This window comes from Chitinophaga sp. HK235 (assembly GCF_018255755.1).
In the GTDB taxonomy this organism is placed as follows: domain Bacteria; phylum Bacteroidota; class Bacteroidia; order Chitinophagales; family Chitinophagaceae; genus Chitinophaga.
The window spans coordinates 7,772,562-7,789,359 of sequence record NZ_CP073766.1; the positions used below are offsets into that span (position 1 = coordinate 7,772,562).

The window sequence follows — 16,798 nt, forward strand, 5'->3', positions numbered from 1 at the left end:
ATCTTTTTTGTCATCTATCCGACAAGTATCCGGTCATTTCGCGAAATTTAAACTATCTTGTTTATCAAGAACACCCAATTCACACGTTACTATGACCGGAGTTATCAATCGCCCTTTACAGACAGTACAACCATTTTCCCTCTTCTCTTCCGGTGATATTGCCTTGTTTCAGGCAGGCTCTCATTACCGGCTATACGAAAAATTCGGCGCACATACCCTTGAATACGAAGGAGTGCCTGGTACCTATTTTGCGGTATGGGCACCCGATGCAGCATTTGTTGCAGTTATGGGTGATTTTAATCAATGGGACCATTACACCCATACCCTGTTGCCCCGTTGGGACAACTCAGGCATATGGGAAGGTTTTGTGCCAGGTGTGGAAGCCGGCTCGCTCTACAAATATTTTATCCGCTCCAATAGCGGAGAAGTGCTGCAGAAAGGTGATCCCTTCGCCACCCGCTGGGAAGTACGCCCCCAAACAGCTTCCATCGTTCATCCCCTTGATCATACATGGAACGATAAAAAATGGATGCAGGGCCGTAAGGCAAATAACAGCCTGAACAGCCCTATTGCTGTATATGAAGTACACCTGGGTTCCTGGCGCAGGCCAGACCCAACCAATGAGGAACTTTATTATTCCTATGGTGAAATAGCAGCCATGCTGGTGCCTTATGTGAAAGAAATGGGCTTTACCCATGTGGAGTTGATGCCTGTCATGGAACATCCGTTTGATGGTTCCTGGGGCTATCAGCAGACTGGCTATTATGCTGCCACCTCCCGGTATGGCAGCCCTCAGGAATTTATGGACATGATAGAGGCCTTTCATCAGGCAGAAATAGGGGTGATCCTGGACTGGGTACCTTCCCATTTCCCCCATGACGCCCACGGTCTGTACCGGTTTGATGGCTCGCATGTGTACGAATATGCGGATATGCGTAAGGGTTATCATCCGGACTGGAACAGCTATATCTTTAACTATGCCCGCAGTGAGGTCCGTTCCTTTTTGTTAAGTAACGCTATCTACTGGCTGGACAAATTTCATATAGATGGTCTGCGGGTGGATGCGGTAGCTTCTATGATCCATCTGGACTATTCCCGGGAGAGAGGCGGCTGGGTGCCCAATGAGCTGGGGGGTAATGAAAACCTGGAAGCGATCAGTTTTCTGAAGAAACTGAATGAGACCGTTTATGCGTTGTTTCCCGATGTGCAAACCATCGCGGAAGATTCTACCAATCATTATGGTGTGTCCAGACCTACTTTTATGGGAGGACTGGGATTTGGAATGAAGTGGATGATGGGATGGATGAATGACACGCTGGACTATTTTAAGAAAGACCCCTTACATCGTAAATGGTACCAGAACGATCTCACCTTTAGTCTGGTGTATGCATTCAGCGAGAACTTCATGCTGCCGCTGAGCCATGATGAAGTAGTACACGGTAAGTCTCCCTTATTATATAAGATGCCTGGTGATGAGTGGCAGAAATGTGCTAATCTGCGATTGTTGTATGGTTATATGTATACGCATCCCGGCACCAAATTATTGTTTATGGGCGGTGAGTTTGGGCAGACTTCCGAATGGAATTACAGAAGTGAGCTGGACTGGCATCTGTTGAAATATGCAACGCATAAAGGGATTCAGGATTTTGTAAAAGACGTCAACCAGGTGTACCGTCAGTCTACCGCTTTATATGAACTGCAGTTTGAAGCAGAAGGATTTGAATGGATGACAGTGAATGATTATGATAATTGTGTGCTGGCTTATATTCGTCGTGGTAAGGCTGCCGGGGATTTGTTGCTGATAGTGTTGAACATGACACCGGTGCCCAGGGAACATTATCCGGTGGGCATTCCACAGGGAGGAATATGGGAAGAAATATTAAACAGTGATCATCCTAAATATTATGGAAGCGGGGTGATAAATAGTGGTCCGCAGAAAGCGGCAAAACAATTTTATAACGGACGGGAATACACCCTTACCCTGCGTCTACCGCCATTGGGCATAACCATACTGAAACCTGTTACTGTATAATTGTTTGACATACACTCATTTTAAATCCTGTGACGGTTACTGCCGTCGCAGGATTTTTATTTTAACATTGTTTAAACCTTTATCTGTTTACTCTATCTATTACATGAACGTTTAGTGCAACAGCAATAAGAGGAGAGATGCTGACGTTTCTTTATAGCATTTAGCATTAGTCATTAGCTTCAATATAGGAGTACCGATGAACCTGAACCTACAGCTAAACACACATCAACAGACAGGTATACATGCTGCTACTTGCTATTTGCATCAGCCATATATTTTTTATTTGATAAAACCATCTATTTATGAAAAATGCTCTCCTGAAGCGAGGTTTGCTGGTAGTTTCTATTCCGCTATTGGCAGCCGTACTCTTGTACTCCTGTAAGAAAGACCAGTCTTCATCCAATGAGCCGATTCCCCAAAATCAGCAAAAGGTAAGCTTGTTTCTCTCTGATGATCCTGGTTTGTTTGACAAAGTATTATTGGATATCCGTAAGGTGGAAGTGTTGGTAGACACTTGCAACAACAAGGATGATGAAGGCTGGAACGACCGCGATCGTTGCTGGTGGGATGAAGACCACGATCATGATCGTCAGGGCCGGGACAGTTGCCTGGTATGGGATTCGCTGAACATTCATCCTGGTGTGTATGACCTGCTCACACTCAGAAATGGTGCCGATACCTTACTGGCCGGTGGTTTGGTCAAAAAAGGTGTGATGAAACAAATCCGCATCACTATTGGCAACAACAATTCTCTGGTGAAAAACAGTGTAACCTATCCGGTTGCTTCTGTTGCCGGACAATCCAAAATTATTGTAAGGATCAGACATGACGAATGGGACGAAGTATCTTCCAGCAATCTGCAGCTGTGGCTGGACTTCGACATTCAACGTTCCATTATTAAAACATGGAATGGCAAGTTCATCCTGCGTCCGTACATCAACGTATTCACTATCCTGAAAATGGGCAGTCTTTCTGGTCGCGTTACACCATGGAATGCCTACCCTGTGATATCTGTTTACAACAATAATAACGACACACTGTACGCTTTGCCCTGGAGAAGTGGCGAGTTTAAAGTGCGCGGTTTGAAAACAGGTACCTGGAACGTATATGTAAATACTTCCAACGGGTACAAAGACACGACTATCACGAATGTGAAAATTGAAAGGGGTAAGGATACCAAGCTGGGAGATATCAAGCTACATCAATAGTAACGCAACTAAAAATAAAAAGCCGGTGTTCTGGAGAAGGAACACCGGCTTTTTTATGTCATTATTTTAAATATATGGTTAAAATATTTAACTTGTGATAAAACAACGGTATTATGAAGCAACTGTTTATCGTGGTATTATTACAGATGTTGATCGTGACAGCCGGCCTGGGCCAGGCGCGGAATCAGAAGGATGCACAGCAGCGCAGGCAGGGGTATTGGGTGGAAGAGGTACCGGAGCTGAGAGGGGAGCCAGGGTATATCTGGGAAGGGAATTATAAGAACAGTCGTAAGGAAGGTGTCTGGAAAAAGACTTCGCTGGGAGGCAATATTATGGCTGAAGAAACCTATAAGAACAATGTACTGGATGGTTATTGCAAATACTTTTATCCCAATGGCAAACGAAGTGAAGAAGGGGCATATCTGGCTACAGAAATAGAAGGGCAGCGGGATACTGTGATGGTAGTAGATCCGGTGACGCAGCAGGAGAAACCGGTAGAGATAGTGCGGCAGGGCAATTCAGTACGGAATGGGGTGTGGAAGCTGTATGATGAAGAAACAGGAAAAATGGTAAAGGAATACTATAAAAGAGGAGAGCTGGTAACACCGGAGGATATAGGGGAAGACAGCACAAATGTCGCAACACCCCCCAAGGCTCCTGCTCCTGCGCACTTGCCTCATGAAGATGCCAACAAGCGGAAAAAGCGGGGCTAAGCGGATTGAACAAAATGAACGGGTTGCTGCCCTAAAATGACTGGCAAAAATTGTCCATTTTAGCTTTTTATTTTGTACTTTCATGAAAGAGGATGTGAGGAATAAGGCTTTGGTGGCAGAATGTGACCTATTTATTGTGAATCCTTTTTTAATTTGTTTGTATGAAAAACCTGATAATCAACCACGGAGATGGACATCATGAGTTGAATGGCCTCGAATCCACTCCAGACAGAACAGAGATTTTGTTTCGCGCAATTTTTATTTTACTTGTTTTTTGCGCACTGATATCTATTTTCTTTTTGTCGATCTTTTACTAAGATGTAGTATACAACTGCCGGATATTTTATTACGCAGTTATCACCTGATAACAATCCTTGTACAGGTATAACAGCGTTATAGAGTATCCGGTTTTTTTGTGTTTTGCTAAATTGATTTTGCCTATTGAAATACTTTATAGTAGCATATTTGGTGGGATTACTTTAGAGGGATGTTTCTTGGATTTCTTAATTCAATGTAAACGTTATTGTTCATTTTGTTCATTCTCGATGTTACTGCTCCCAGGATTTTGTACTAAGCAATGAAGCTTTTAATTTTACAATCTCTAAAGTTGGCATAGGTTAGGAACCCGGCGGCAGATCTCTATCTGAGAGCCTTTTTCTTTTAAAACCTGCTTCACTGAATATTATATCTCCTACTTCATTTTACGTTTCTCTTTTTAAAATAACAACCTGGAAATGATAAGCATTATTCATGTGCCTGTCATGCTGCTAAATCTTGTCCTGACTGGGTTACAGTTCTCTGCTGCTTTTTTGCAAAGCCGGTTATCAGCTTGTAATTGAGCACGGGTAGAATAGTGATGTTATCTCAAAGCCTTGTAAGTGTTACCTATTCCAGTATCTCATGCTGTGATTGTTTCGGTAGGAATCCAACTAAATGAAAGAGATATGCCTGGCGTTTTTGTGGCGTGAACAATGTGTGTGCCGTGCAGAAGCTGCTGGAGGGTAATCTCCGGTGGTGGCCGTTTCAGGATGTTGTTCATGATGTGAAATGTCTTCCTGAAAATAAAAACCGGTCATGTCAATCCACTAACAGATTTACATGACCGGTGTAATAAAATCAGAATCAACCTCTGTTGATCACAATTTGTTCAAACCCACGGTCTGCTATAAACGAAATAGTACCATCGGGCAGATAGTTATCATTGTTTAAAGTGATGACAGTACCGTCCACCGTTACAGTAGTTGCCTGGAACGGAAGCCCGTGCAGGAAAATACGGTGATGGGTATACGATACTTCATAGTTAACGTAATATTTCTTTTTCAGTACAAACTGATCGGCAGTGGAAACTTGTTTAAAGTTGATAACATTGTATTGCCCGTTTTTATAACCATAATGATCACCGGCGTCTTCATAGAGTGTGCTCTTCACTACTCCTTCGCCATAGTAGACATGCAGCAGCATTTCGGTGACAGGTGTTTCGTGGGTATATTGCATTTCCGGATAACGGGGCACCACTGTACCTGCTTTTACAAACAGTGGCATCTCTTCCAGTGGTGTGGGTATGGTAACATTTTGCCGACCGGTGTATACTTTATCATTCCAGAAGTAATACCATTTTCCTTCAGGCAGGTAAACGTTTTTTTCCTTCATACCTTCTTCGCTGACATGGCTGATCAGCAATGCATCGCCCAGCATAAATTCGTGGCTGCAGTTATGCGTGGCAGGATCGTGCTGGGCAACAAATGCCAGCGGGCGCAGCATGGGCGTACCGTTGGCCGAATATTGCCAGAAGGTGGTATACATATAGGGGAGCAGCTGGTAGCGTAAGGAAATGAATTTGGTGACAATTTTTTCATATTCCGGTCCAAAGCTCCAGGGCTCCTGATTAAAGCCTGTTTCGTTGCTGGCGGAGTGGGTACGCATCAGCGGGTGGAAGGCGGCCAGTTGTATCCAGCGGGTGTACAGCTCTCCGTCCGGCTCGCCAATGAATCCGCCGATGTCGCTGCCGGCGAAAGAGATACCGGACACGGAGAGACGCTGACATTGGATAGTGGCCAGCCAGAGATGTTCCCAGCTGGAAACGTTGTCACCGGTCCATACCGAAGACCAGCGCTGGGCGCCGGCGTAGCAGGAGCGGGTGATGAGGAAAGGACGGTTGGGCAGCAGGTATTTTTTCATACCGGCGGCGGTGGCTTTACTCATCAGATGGCCATAAATGTTATGTGCCTTACGGTGACTTACTTCTTCGCCGTCGTAGTCGTGGCGCACATCTTCGGGGAAGGTACCCATTTCAAAAACGGCTGGTTCGTTCATATCGTTCCATACGCCACGCACGCCTGTTTCGGCGAGGCCTTTAAACAGGCTGCTCCACCATTCCCGTACTTCGGGGTTGGTGAAATCGGGAAATACACATTTGCCTGGCCATACATCTCCTTCCATCAGCGCACCATCGGCGCGTTTGCAGAAATAGTTGTTTTTGATGCCTTCCTGATAGATCGTATAGTCCGGGTCTACCTTGATACCCGGGTCGATGATGACTACTATTTTGAAACCCTGTGCGGCGAGATCTCTGATCAGGCCGGCAGGGTCAGGGAAATATTCCTTGCTCCAGGTAAAGCAGCGAAAGCCCTCCATATAGTCGATGTCGAGATAGATGACATCACATGGGATGCGGCGGTTCCTGAATTCGGCAGCGATCTCACGGACTCTTTTGTCGGGATAGTAGCTCCAGCGACACTGGTGATATCCGAGGGTCCAGATGGGTGGAAGCTCAGGGGTACCGGTGATGCGGGTGTAGGCGGAGGCTACATCCAGCAGTTCGGGACCGTAGATGAAATAATAGTTCATTTCACCGCCCCGGGCCCAGAAGCTGCAGGCATCTTCCCTTTCTTTCCCGAAGTCGAAGATGGTACGAAAAGTATTGTCGAAGAAGATGCCGTAACCGATACCGTTGTGTAGCCCGTAATAGAACGGGATATTACGGTACAGCGGGTCGGTATCTTTCTGATAACCGTAGGCGTCGGTGCCGTAGTTTTCGAGGCGTTTACCGCGGAGATTCAGCTCGGTGGGTTTGTCGCCCAGTCCGTAAAAGCATTCATCTTCCTGTACCAGTTTACTGCAATAAACGATTTTACCGCCTTTCTGCAGGTAGTGCTGCCAGTGGAAGCCCATTTCATCCTGGTTGATTACCTTGCCGTCCTTGTCGGTGATGGTGATACGCAGGTTGTCTCTGGCAATGAATACTTTCAGTACATCAGTATATATTTCAAAAGTTTCTTCCCATTCCTTGATGCCGAAAGTGATAGGAGATTCTTCGAGTGTGTCGCTGGTGGCGTAGGAAAAGTCACGTTGAAAGGTACCATCGGCAGCATATCGGAAACGGATGATCTTGTCGGCGATCACCCTTACTTCCAGGATGGTTTCACTTGTGTAAAAGCAAAAATAGTTTCCTTCTTTTTTCCATTCCCTGATTGTGTCGGGATAGTGTTTGATACCGTATTTACTGGACGAGGTTTCAACTTGCATAATCTCTTTTTGTGAATCACGGGCAACAGATCCTTCTGTTGTCAACGGGCTTAAATTACATAAAAAATTGGGTAGTAATAGCAGTGTATCGCGTTAGAGGCTGATAATCCTGCGTTTACTGTTTAATTCTCTCGTTTGGCAAAAAAGACTGAAAATTGAGCATATTAGTTACTAACTTCATACTACTAAATGTACTTTTTGCTTTAACCTATTTTTCGGTGCGCCTTTCCAGGAGCACCTTTTTATTTTTGCCGGGATGGTGTGTTTTCAAGCCGGCCAATAGTTTTTCCTGTCAAAAATACACGCTTTCCGTTTCGGGCTTTAGCGGCGCAATTAAACCCTTCTCCAATTTTTTTCCAGTCGATTCCGCCGTTAACGGAAATATCGGTGCCGGAAGTGCCGGTGGTAATCAGTAGTTGAGGTGTAATATAAGCTACGCAGGATTTGTACCCGCCGGGCGCTGTGCGTGGGGCGGTCCAGGTACGGCCGCCATCGCTGGTAAGCAGGCAGTTGTTGGCACGAAGCGTATCGTTTTTATAATCACCTCCTACCGCGATGCCTTTGCGGGCGCTGAGAAAGGCGATAGAAAAGACGCCGGTACTGGCCTGTCCCTGGATAATGGGAATCGGGAGGCTTTCCCATTTTTTGCCGGCTTTATGAAGACGGGCCACTGTACCACCGGTAGCAAAGCAGAGGTTGTTTCCGGTGGCTATCAGGCTGGTGCCGCTGGCGGCGAAGATGGCTTCTCCGGTGATTGCCCCGGGGGATATGGAAGGGGCATCCAGCTGCCAGGTTTTGCCGCCGTCATGTGTGCGAAGCAAAGTAAAATGTTGTTGCAGCGGATCGCCGATGGCTATTCCTTCCTTTTCATTATAAAAAGTCATGGCGTCGAAGAAGATGCCGGGTGTGGCATTGAAGTATACCTGTTGCCATGACTGTCCGCCGTCTTCGGTGAGAAAAAGATGGGCGGGTTCTCCGGCGTTGAGCACCAGTGCCTTCCGGTCGTTGAATGCATACAGTGAGCGCCAGTCACAGCTATCACAGCCTTTCACCTGATGCCATTCCCAGCTGTCGCCACCGTTGATACTACGGCCTACCATGCCGCCGGTACCAGACACCCATACCACATTGTCATCAACAACACTCAGGCCGCGCATGCTTTTAATGGGAGGATTAGTAGTGATGATTTGGATATGATACCCTCCGGCAGTTTGTTGGGCTTGTAAAAGTTGAAGGCTTCCCACACACAGGAACAAGATCAGTGTAAGGCAAGTGCATTTCGCTGTAAGTATCCACAGTAAAGCTTTTGAAGCAAATGAGCGAGGTCTTTGGATAAGTATGTTCATTAATTATAATGTTTATTTCCAATCTGTTAAACGGAAGAAAATTACAAAATAGCTACAAAGTGTGGAGCAGAATTATATATTTGCAAAAACAGCCTAAACCAGCTTACTGTCAATAACATAATCAGCGTGCTTCATTCCCGCCACTTGAAAAGACTTTTTCACCTGAGCCTGTGCGTCCTGATGGGCAGCATGTTACATGCCCAAGAGAAACCGTATATTTTTGACAGCTACAGTGTAAACGACGGGCTTTCACAAAGTACAGTTTTCGATATTACCCAGGATGATCAGGGCTTTCTTTGGATTGCCACACGCGACGGGATCAATCGTTTCGATGGTTACACCTTCAATGAATACCGGTACAAGCCCAGTTCCCAGCTCCGGGCAGGAGAAGGGAAGGGGGAGTTGGTACCCCGTGGCAGCAATGGCAACAGGGCTGTCATCAACCGTTTCGATCTGAAAGGGTACAAGGGCTACTCATTTTACAGAGACAGCCATCATCAGTTATTGCTGGCACACAACAATGGCATCAGCATCTACGACAAATACCGTAACAATTTCCGTAATGTGCTGATCGACACTTCTAATGTCAATCCGCAGGAACGGGACAACAATACCAAGTTTAAAATACTCGGAGAAGATGCCGCTACCCGCTCGCTCTGGGTATGGCGTCCGATGAAGGGGCTTTATGTACTGGACGACAGCAGTTATGCTACCCGCCGTATTATTATGTATCCACCGCAGTTTCAGCGGATGGGTATCATTCCTGCGGCGTTATTGAAAGATGGCAATACCATCTGGATGAATGGTGATGAGGGAGAGCTGCTGGCGCTGGATATTAAAACATTGAGGCTGCATACCTATTGCCTGCCCGGAGTGGGTAAGAACCCGATCATGCGCAACCTCAATGCCGATTCACTGCTTATTGTGAGTGAAGGCCATATCACCCTGTTCAACAAGCGCAAAAATAAGTTCAGCGATCTCAACTATGACTATAAGAACGAATGGGGAGAAGCTTTTACACCCAATGTGATGGAGATAGATCACGAGGGTAATGCGTGGATCGGAGGAACAGATGGCATTTTAATATATAGTATTGCCAGGAATGAAATCATCCGGCATATTGTGAGCTTCAATACATTTGAGACGCGGTCGTTCAACCTGGTCAGCTATCTGTACCGGGACGGTTCCGACAACATGTGGGTAGGCACGGATGGAGATGGGATGAAAAAATATTCTCCGCATAAAAAGGTCTTTAATCTTTATCGTTCTCCTTACATCTCGCACAATATGGTGCATTCGGTGTATAAGCACGATGACGGCAAACTCTATGTGGGCCTGGTGCGTGACGGACTGAACATTTATGGGGAAGGGGGGCGTTTTCTGGAGCGTATCAGTAATGAATTGTATCCGCATAAGTTTCCGGGTAATGACCTGGGGGCTATCTGCCGGGAAAACTTTGAGCATCTGTGGCTGCATTTTTCCAGTATGCATATTGGGTTGTTTAATGTGCAGACCAAAAGTTTTTGGGACCTTACCAATAAAGTGATGGCGCTGGGGCTGCCCCCACAAAGAGATATATTTCCTTTCCTGTTCAAGCGGGCCAATGGAGAGCTGTATTTTAACTATGGCCGGTATTTGCTGCGTTTCGAGGAAAAAGGAAATGACTATGTGGTGTCTGTGGTGCATGATTTCAAGGATGAGTTGCTGACCACCTATTATGAAGACCATATGGGTAACCAGTACATCGGTACCAAGTCGGCATTATACGTGAAGCAGCTGACCGATGCCCGCTGGAAATATGTAGGGCTGCCGGAAGGTACTACCGTCAAGGCTATTAACAAGACCCCGCATAAAGAGCTGCTGGTGGCCACCAATAAGGGATTGTTTATTTATGATGCTACCGGGCGCTTGAAAATACATTATAACAGCTACGACTATCCGAAGCTGATCAATGATTATATGTACGGGGTGTTGCTGGATGACAAGGACCGTATCTGGGTGAGTCATAACAAGGGGGTAACGCAGATCAATCCGGTAACGGGTGAGATCACGACCTTTAACCATGAAGACGGGTTACAGTCCAATGAATTTAACACCGGTGCATTTTATAAATCGATAGATGGGGAGTTGTTTTTCGGTGGTATCCGTGGGGTGAATGGTTTTTATCCGAAGGATTTCCGGAAAAATCCTTTTAATTCGAAGGTTATCATTCGTCGGATGGAGGTGCTGGATAAGCCATACGAGTCGGATACGGCTATTTCGCTGCTGAAGCGGGTGGAATTGCCTTATAATCAGAATACAATTGCGATTGAGTTTGTGCCGCTGGAGTATACCAATCCCTTGAAGAACAAGGTGCAGTACAAGCTGGAGGGGGCTGATGAAGATTGGGTGGAGGCCGGAACTTTCCGGATGGCGCGTTATACCAATCTGCATCCGGGCAGTTATGTGTTTAAGGTGAAGGCTTCCAATAATGACGATAGCTGGAATACTACGCCTACCACGCTGGAGATTGTGATACGGATACCATTCTGGCAATCTTTATGGTTTAGATTTTTATTGTTATTGCTGCTGTTAGGCATTGCATATTATTTCTCTACGTTGTATCTTGATTATAAAATAAGGCACGAAAAACTGAAGCTGGAAAAAGAGCAGGCGGTAGACCAGGAGCGGGCGAGAATTTCCAGTGATATGCACGATGATCTCGGTTCTGGTTTGTCCACGATCAGACTATTAAGTGAAATAGCCAAAAGAAAGATACCGGATACTTCACAAACGAAAGAGATTGAGCGTATTAGTGAAACAGCCGGGGAAATGATCGACAAGATGAGTGAGATCATCTGGGCGATGAATTCCTCCAATGACTCCCTGGCCAACCTGATCGCGTACATGCGTAGTTTTGCAGCCGACTTTCTGGAGCACGCGCATATCTCGCATCAGTTCTTTATTCCTGAAGTAATTCCGGACATCAAACTGAGTGGGGGAACCCGCAGAAATATCTATCTTGCTGTAAAGGAATCATTACACAATGTGGTAAAACATGCAAAGGCTACGGAGGTGATGATAGAAGTGAAAATGCATAAGAACATGACGATAATGATCAAGGACAATGGTAAGGGTTTTGACCAGGAGAAGGTCCGTTTATTCGGCAATGGTTTGAAAAATATTCAGAAACGGATGATGGCAGTAGGGGGCAATGCTGACATTACTTCGAACAATGGAACAATAGTTTTTCTCGATATCCCACTAAATTAACATACATTTGTTTTAAGTAACATTTAAGTGTTATAATTCCTATAAACATGACGGTATACTCAAAGAAGAAGTCCCAGGATAACATGGACATCATTTCTATTGCAATAGTAGAAGACAACCATGATATCCGCACGGCTATGGAATTGCTGATTAATGGTTCTGACGGTTATGCCTGTGTTGGCACCTTCAATAATGCAGAAACCGCACTGGAGCAGATCCCTCAACTGCTGCCCAACGTAGTATTGATGGATTTTAATCTTCCAGGTGGCATGAATGGTATTGAATGTATTGCCCGGTTGAAAGCAGAGTACCAGGATATGCAGTTTATGATGCTCACGGTGTATGAAGATGATGACAAGATTTTCATGGCCCTGGAGGCAGGAGCCAGTGGGTACATCCTTAAAAAAACCTCTCCGGGAGAACTGCTGGAGGCGATCCGTGATCTGCATGAGGGCGGTTCACCCATGAGTTCCCAGATAGCGAGAAGGGTAGTGGCATTTTTCCAGAAACAGGCCAAACCCAATCCGGCACTGGAAGCGCTGACGACCCGTGAAAAGGAGATTCTAGACCAGTTGTCAAAAGGATTTCTGTACAAGGAAATTGCCAGCAATCTGTTTATCAGTATCGAAACGGTGAGAAGACACGTGCATAATATCTATGAAAAACTACATGTGCGCAGCCGGACTGATGCGGTTAATAAATACTACAACCGATAAACATAATATAACGAAGAAGGAGTTGCAGGTAACCTGCAACTCCTTCCCGCTTTTATAGTTCTTTACTTCATTGCGTGTTTACGCAATAAATGCACACTTAATACCACAGTGGCAATGACAATGCATGCCAGTCTGAATAATAAACCAGTTTTCATAGGATAGGGATTATATGGTTAAATAATTTTTCCCTGTGTATAAAACGATCCCTGAAGGCAATAGCCAGACTGATGATTATTTACCGGTATATTGAATGAAGACCTTTAAAAATAGAATGCTTATCTCATCATTTGCCACGAATCAAATTTCTTGATGAGGCGGAGGAATTTGTTGCCAACATTATTTTCCTGTTCTTTACGGATCAGGATAGTAGCGATCACAGCGGCCAGCAGCACAGCCAAAAAGAGAATGATAAAAAGTGTTTTCATAGGTCAGGATTTCAATAAAATGTTGTGTGTAGTAAATATAATATATTCTATAATATAAAAGACATTTTTCATAAGATTTATTTTATATAGATGTAAAAGAAGTACTACAGGCTCCCCAAAGTATCCCCTTTTTATGCTCCCTTTGAAAATTTAACACTACCAATGCATTGATAATTAATGATCTAAGCATAAAGTATAACTAATACTTGGGATGATTCAATGAATCCTTTATTTTTGCCAGCAATCGGATTTTGCTAAAAGATTTAGTATCCTTGCAGCAGCATCATAAATCCGAAGAAAATAAATATTTAGGAAACTTTAATATATTATGGCAAACACGGATAAAACGGATAACAAGGATCTATTTGCTTCCTATACGGAAGACTCCATACGGTCACTGGACTGGCGGGAGCACATCCGCCTCCGGCCTGGTATGTACATTGGTAAACTGGGAGACGGTTCCAGTATGGACGACGGTATTTATATACTGTTGAAGGAGGTTGTGGACAACTGTATCGATGAGCATACGATGGGTTTCGGGAAACAGATAGACATAAAAGTGACCGAGCACAGTGTGACCATTCGTGACTTTGGCCGGGGTATTCCGCTGGGCAAGGTGGTGGACGTAGTGAGCAAGATCAATACCGGCGCCAAATACGACAGCAAAGCCTTCCAGAAATCTGTTGGTCTCAACGGGGTGGGTACCAAAGCAGTGAACGCACTCTCCAGCTATTTCCGCGTACAGTCTGTTCGTGACGGCCGCGCCAAAGTAGCAGAGTTCGAACGCGGCGTACTGGTAAAAGAACACAAGGAGGCAGGCACCGCCGAACAGAACGGTACCCTCGTAACCTTCACACCCGACGATACTGTTTTTAAGAACTACCGCTATATTCCCGAGTTCCTGGAAAACCAGATATGGAACTACTGCTTCCTTAATGCTGGTCTGACCGTGAGCTTCAACGGAAAAAAATATCTTTCCAAAAACGGCCTGCTTGATCTGCTGCAGCGTAAAACCAATGAAGAAGACCTGCGCTACCCGATCATCCACCTTAAAGGAGAAGACATCGAAGTGGCCATCACCCACGAAAACCAATACGGAGAGGAATATTATTCTTTTGTAAACGGTCAGCATACTACCCAGGGTGGTACTCACCTGGCTGCTTTCCGTGAGGCCTTCGTTAAAACCGTGCGTGACTTCTACAAAAAGGATTACGAAGCTACCGATATCCGTACTTCTATCTGTGCAGCAGTGTCTGTAAGGGTGCAGGAACCGGTGTTCGAGTCTCAGACTAAAACCAAGCTGGGTTCCCAGGTAGTATATGAAGGCGGCCCTTCTGTAAAGGCTTTCGTACTGGAGTTCCTTTCCAAACATCTGGATGACTATCTGCACCGTAATCCGGCCATAGCCGATGCATTGAAAAAACGCATCGAACAGAGCGAACGCGAAAGAAAAGAACTGGCAGGTATTAAAAAGCTGGCCAATGAAAGGGCTAAAAAAGCTAACCTGCACAACCGTAAACTGCGTGACTGCCGTATCCACCTCAACGATGAGTTTACCGGTAAGGATAAGGCTGAGCAGGAAGCCCGCAGCAAAGAAACGATGATCTTCATCACGGAAGGTGATTCCGCCAGCGGCTCCATTACCAAATCCCGCAATGTGGAAACACAGGCGGTGTTCAGTTTGCGTGGTAAACCGCTGAACAGCTTCGGCCTTACCAAAAAGATCGTATACGAAAACGAAGAGTTTAACCTGCTTCAGCACGCCCTCAATATCGAAGAAGGGCTGGAAGCGCTGCGTTACAACCATATTGTAGTAGCTACCGATGCCGACGTGGATGGTATGCACATTCGTCTGCTGATATTGACTTTCTTCCTGCAGTTTTTCCCGGATCTGGTGAAAAACGGGCACGTATATATCCTGGAAACACCATTATTCCGGGTACGCAACAAACAGGAAACCATTTACTGCTATTCTGAGGAAGAAAAACAGAAAGCAGTGAAGAAACTGGGTAACAAACCGGAAATCACCCGCTTTAAAGGATTGGGTGAGATCTCTCCGGATGAATTCGGACGTTTTATCGGTGACGATATTCGTATTGACCCCATCATCCTCTCTAAAGACATTCATATCCAGAAGTTGCTGGAATACTATATGGGTAAAAATACCCAGACCCGTCAGGAGTTTATCATCAACAACCTGCGGTATGAAAAAGATCTGATCGAGGAAGCAATCTAAAAAAATACTATGGCGGAAGCATAGCTCTTTCCGCCATTAAAAGAATACTATGGGGCTTTTACACATTGTGTTTGGGGAGGCATCTGTTCCGGTGATGACGGAAGCCATCGGCATGGACGAAAAAATGCAGGGCGAACTGCTCTTTTTTGAAGACGACCTGTCTGTTGGGCCGCTGTTTATACTGGATACTAAAGAAGGACAGGCCAATCGCCGCCAATGGTGGCAACAATTGGCAGCCACCCCACCGCAGCTGCAGCCTCAACCTCAGCTGCTGCCGGAAGAAGAAACAAGCCAGGAAGCTGCACCTCTTGTAGAAGAGGAAGTTCCCGGCGATTCAGACCGTTTAAAAGCAGTGAAGGCACAACTGAAAGAAGAGCCTTCACTGGAAATATGGGTATGGGCCGGCCAGAATGCACGTGATGTTTGCGGCTACTACTGGCTGATCAGCCAGCTGTATGACTTTGCCGGACGTATCTATATTATTTACCTCAACAACCTGCCTTTTCTGAATGAGAAAGGGGCTGTTTTTTATCCTACTCATCTGCATCAGATCCTGCCTAAAGAATTCCTGAAGGCAAAGAAACTGGCAAGGGCTGTATCACTGGCCGAATTTGAGCTGGATGGTGAAGAGTGGCACCGCCTCATGAATGAAAACGCCGGTATCCGGATGCTGGAAGGTGGCAAAAAAATAAAAGGAGAGCCGACACCCTTTTATGATAAAGAGCTGCTGGCACAAACCGGTAAAGAATTCATAAAAGCCTGGCGTGTGGTGCAGCAGGTGACCGGCAAACTCAAATATCCTGTCATGGACCAGTTTCTGGGATGGCGTCTGAAAGAGCTTGTGAAGGAAGGTAAAGTGGAAAGTAAAGGAGAGCTGAAGACCATCCGTGATTTTGAAGTGAAATTACCAGGGGAAGACCCCGCAAACACTGCAACGGAATGATAAAAGTAACCGCTGTACAGCTCGTAGGTCAGGATGACCGGGGCACCAACTATCTATGGGATTGTACCCGCACCGGGGAGTTTATGCTTTGTTACCGTCATGCCGGCAGTAGCAGCGGTCAGCATTATCACACCGGTATCAGCGATAATAAAAACCCGGAGATCATGTTCCTGCTTACAGGTAAGGCGCTGATCCACTGGTGTCCGGTAGAAGGTGACGAAATTCAGACCACGGAAGTGGTCGCGCCTGCAAGAGTGGAGGTGCCTGTCAATATCTGGCATCAGCTGATTGCCGTTACCGATTGCTGTTTTATAGAGCTGAACTCCATGGACGATGTACAAAAAGACAGTGTGCGTGTATGGAGAACAGATTTTGAAAAAATGATTGTAGAAAAATAGTAAG

11 protein-coding genes are annotated in these 16,798 nt (G+C 45.6%); 8 read left to right on the forward strand and 3 right to left on the reverse strand.

The genetic code is table 11. The annotated features are described in order from the left end of the window. Window positions 1–91 precede the first annotated feature (91 nt). From glgB to KD145_RS29970, 3 genes are all read left to right on the forward strand, one after another. A complete protein-coding gene (gene glgB / locus KD145_RS29960) occupies window positions 92–2,032 on the forward strand; it encodes a 1,4-alpha-glucan branching protein GlgB (RefSeq protein WP_212003472.1) in 1,941 nt (646 codons plus the stop codon). Window positions 2,033–2,334: 302 nt separating this feature from the next. Then, window positions 2,335–3,240 (forward strand): DUF4382 domain-containing protein, encoded by a 906-nt coding sequence (locus tag KD145_RS29965; RefSeq protein ID WP_212003473.1) that lies wholly within the window; start codon window positions 2,335–2,337, stop codon window positions 3,238–3,240. A 113-nt stretch (window positions 3,241–3,353) separates the two neighbouring features. Then, window positions 3,354–3,953, forward strand: coding sequence for a toxin-antitoxin system YwqK family antitoxin (locus KD145_RS29970; RefSeq protein WP_212003474.1), 600 nt, complete (start codon window positions 3,354–3,356; stop codon window positions 3,951–3,953). 1,122 nt (window positions 3,954–5,075) lie between these two features. Here KD145_RS29970 and KD145_RS29975 read toward each other — a convergent pair. Continuing rightward, the gene (locus KD145_RS29975) at window positions 5,076–7,478 is read right to left on the reverse strand and encodes a glycoside hydrolase family 31 protein (protein WP_212003475.1); all 2,403 of its coding nucleotides are present in this window, start codon (window positions 7,476–7,478) and stop codon (window positions 5,076–5,078) included. A 242-nt stretch (window positions 7,479–7,720) separates the two neighbouring features. Further along, the gene (locus KD145_RS29980; protein WP_212003476.1) at window positions 7,721–8,635 is read right to left on the reverse strand and encodes an oxidoreductase; all 915 of its coding nucleotides are present in this window, start codon (window positions 8,633–8,635) and stop codon (window positions 7,721–7,723) included. Between the two features lie 333 nt (window positions 8,636–8,968). On the opposite strand from KD145_RS29980, the gene KD145_RS29985 reads away from it, so the two are divergent. Continuing rightward, the gene (locus KD145_RS29985; RefSeq protein WP_212003477.1) at window positions 8,969–12,076 is read left to right on the forward strand and encodes a triple tyrosine motif-containing protein; all 3,108 of its coding nucleotides are present in this window, start codon (window positions 8,969–8,971) and stop codon (window positions 12,074–12,076) included. 47 nt (window positions 12,077–12,123) lie between these two features. After that, window positions 12,124–12,792 (forward strand): response regulator transcription factor, encoded by a 669-nt coding sequence (locus KD145_RS29990; RefSeq protein ID WP_113614132.1) that lies wholly within the window; start codon window positions 12,124–12,126, stop codon window positions 12,790–12,792. 275 nt (window positions 12,793–13,067) lie between these two features. On the opposite strand, the gene KD145_RS29995 is transcribed toward KD145_RS29990, so the two are convergent. Next, window positions 13,068–13,217 (reverse strand): hypothetical protein, encoded by a 150-nt coding sequence (locus tag KD145_RS29995; RefSeq protein ID WP_212003478.1) that lies wholly within the window; start codon window positions 13,215–13,217, stop codon window positions 13,068–13,070. 328 nt (window positions 13,218–13,545) lie between these two features. Between KD145_RS29995 and KD145_RS30000 the strand changes: the two genes are divergently transcribed. From KD145_RS30000 to KD145_RS30010, 3 genes are read left to right on the forward strand one after another with little or no spacing between them, the layout of a single operon-like run. After that, on the forward strand, window positions 13,546–15,453 hold the full coding sequence (locus KD145_RS30000) for a DNA topoisomerase IV subunit B (protein ID WP_212003479.1): 1,908 nt from the start codon (window positions 13,546–13,548) through the stop codon (window positions 15,451–15,453). Window positions 15,454–15,502: 49 nt separating this feature from the next. Further along, the gene (locus KD145_RS30005) at window positions 15,503–16,396 is read left to right on the forward strand and encodes a DUF1835 domain-containing protein (protein WP_212003480.1); all 894 of its coding nucleotides are present in this window, start codon (window positions 15,503–15,505) and stop codon (window positions 16,394–16,396) included. Then, the gene (locus tag KD145_RS30010) at window positions 16,393–16,794 is read left to right on the forward strand and encodes a hypothetical protein (protein ID WP_212003481.1); all 402 of its coding nucleotides are present in this window, start codon (window positions 16,393–16,395) and stop codon (window positions 16,792–16,794) included. The genes KD145_RS30005 and KD145_RS30010 overlap by 4 nt, the downstream gene beginning before the upstream one ends. Window positions 16,795–16,798: the final 4 nt, after the last annotated feature.

Excerpts from the sequence above, each read along its gene's own strand:
- glgB (WP_212003472.1), top strand. The coding sequence starts at position 92 with ATGACCGGAGTTATCAATCGCCCTTTACAGACAGTACAACCATTTTCC.
- KD145_RS29965 (WP_212003473.1), top strand. The coding sequence starts at position 2,335 with ATGAAAAATGCTCTCCTGAAGCGAGGTTTGCTGGTAGTTTCTATTCCG.
- KD145_RS29970 (WP_212003474.1), top strand. The coding sequence starts at position 3,354 with ATGAAGCAACTGTTTATCGTGGTATTATTACAGATGTTGATCGTGACA.
- KD145_RS29975 (WP_212003475.1), bottom strand. The coding sequence starts at position 7,478 with ATGCAAGTTGAAACCTCGTCCAGTAAATACGGTATCAAACACTATCCC.
- KD145_RS29980 (WP_212003476.1), bottom strand. The coding sequence starts at position 8,635 with ATGCGCGGCCTGAGTGTTGTTGATGACAATGTGGTATGGGTGTCTGGT.
- KD145_RS29990 (WP_113614132.1), top strand. The coding sequence starts at position 12,124 with ATGACGGTATACTCAAAGAAGAAGTCCCAGGATAACATGGACATCATT.
- KD145_RS29995 (WP_212003478.1), bottom strand. The coding sequence starts at position 13,217 with ATGAAAACACTTTTTATCATTCTCTTTTTGGCTGTGCTGCTGGCCGCT.
- KD145_RS30000 (WP_212003479.1), top strand. The coding sequence starts at position 13,546 with ATGGCAAACACGGATAAAACGGATAACAAGGATCTATTTGCTTCCTAT.
- KD145_RS30005 (WP_212003480.1), top strand. The coding sequence starts at position 15,503 with ATGGGGCTTTTACACATTGTGTTTGGGGAGGCATCTGTTCCGGTGATG.
- KD145_RS30010 (WP_212003481.1), top strand. The coding sequence starts at position 16,393 with ATGATAAAAGTAACCGCTGTACAGCTCGTAGGTCAGGATGACCGGGGC.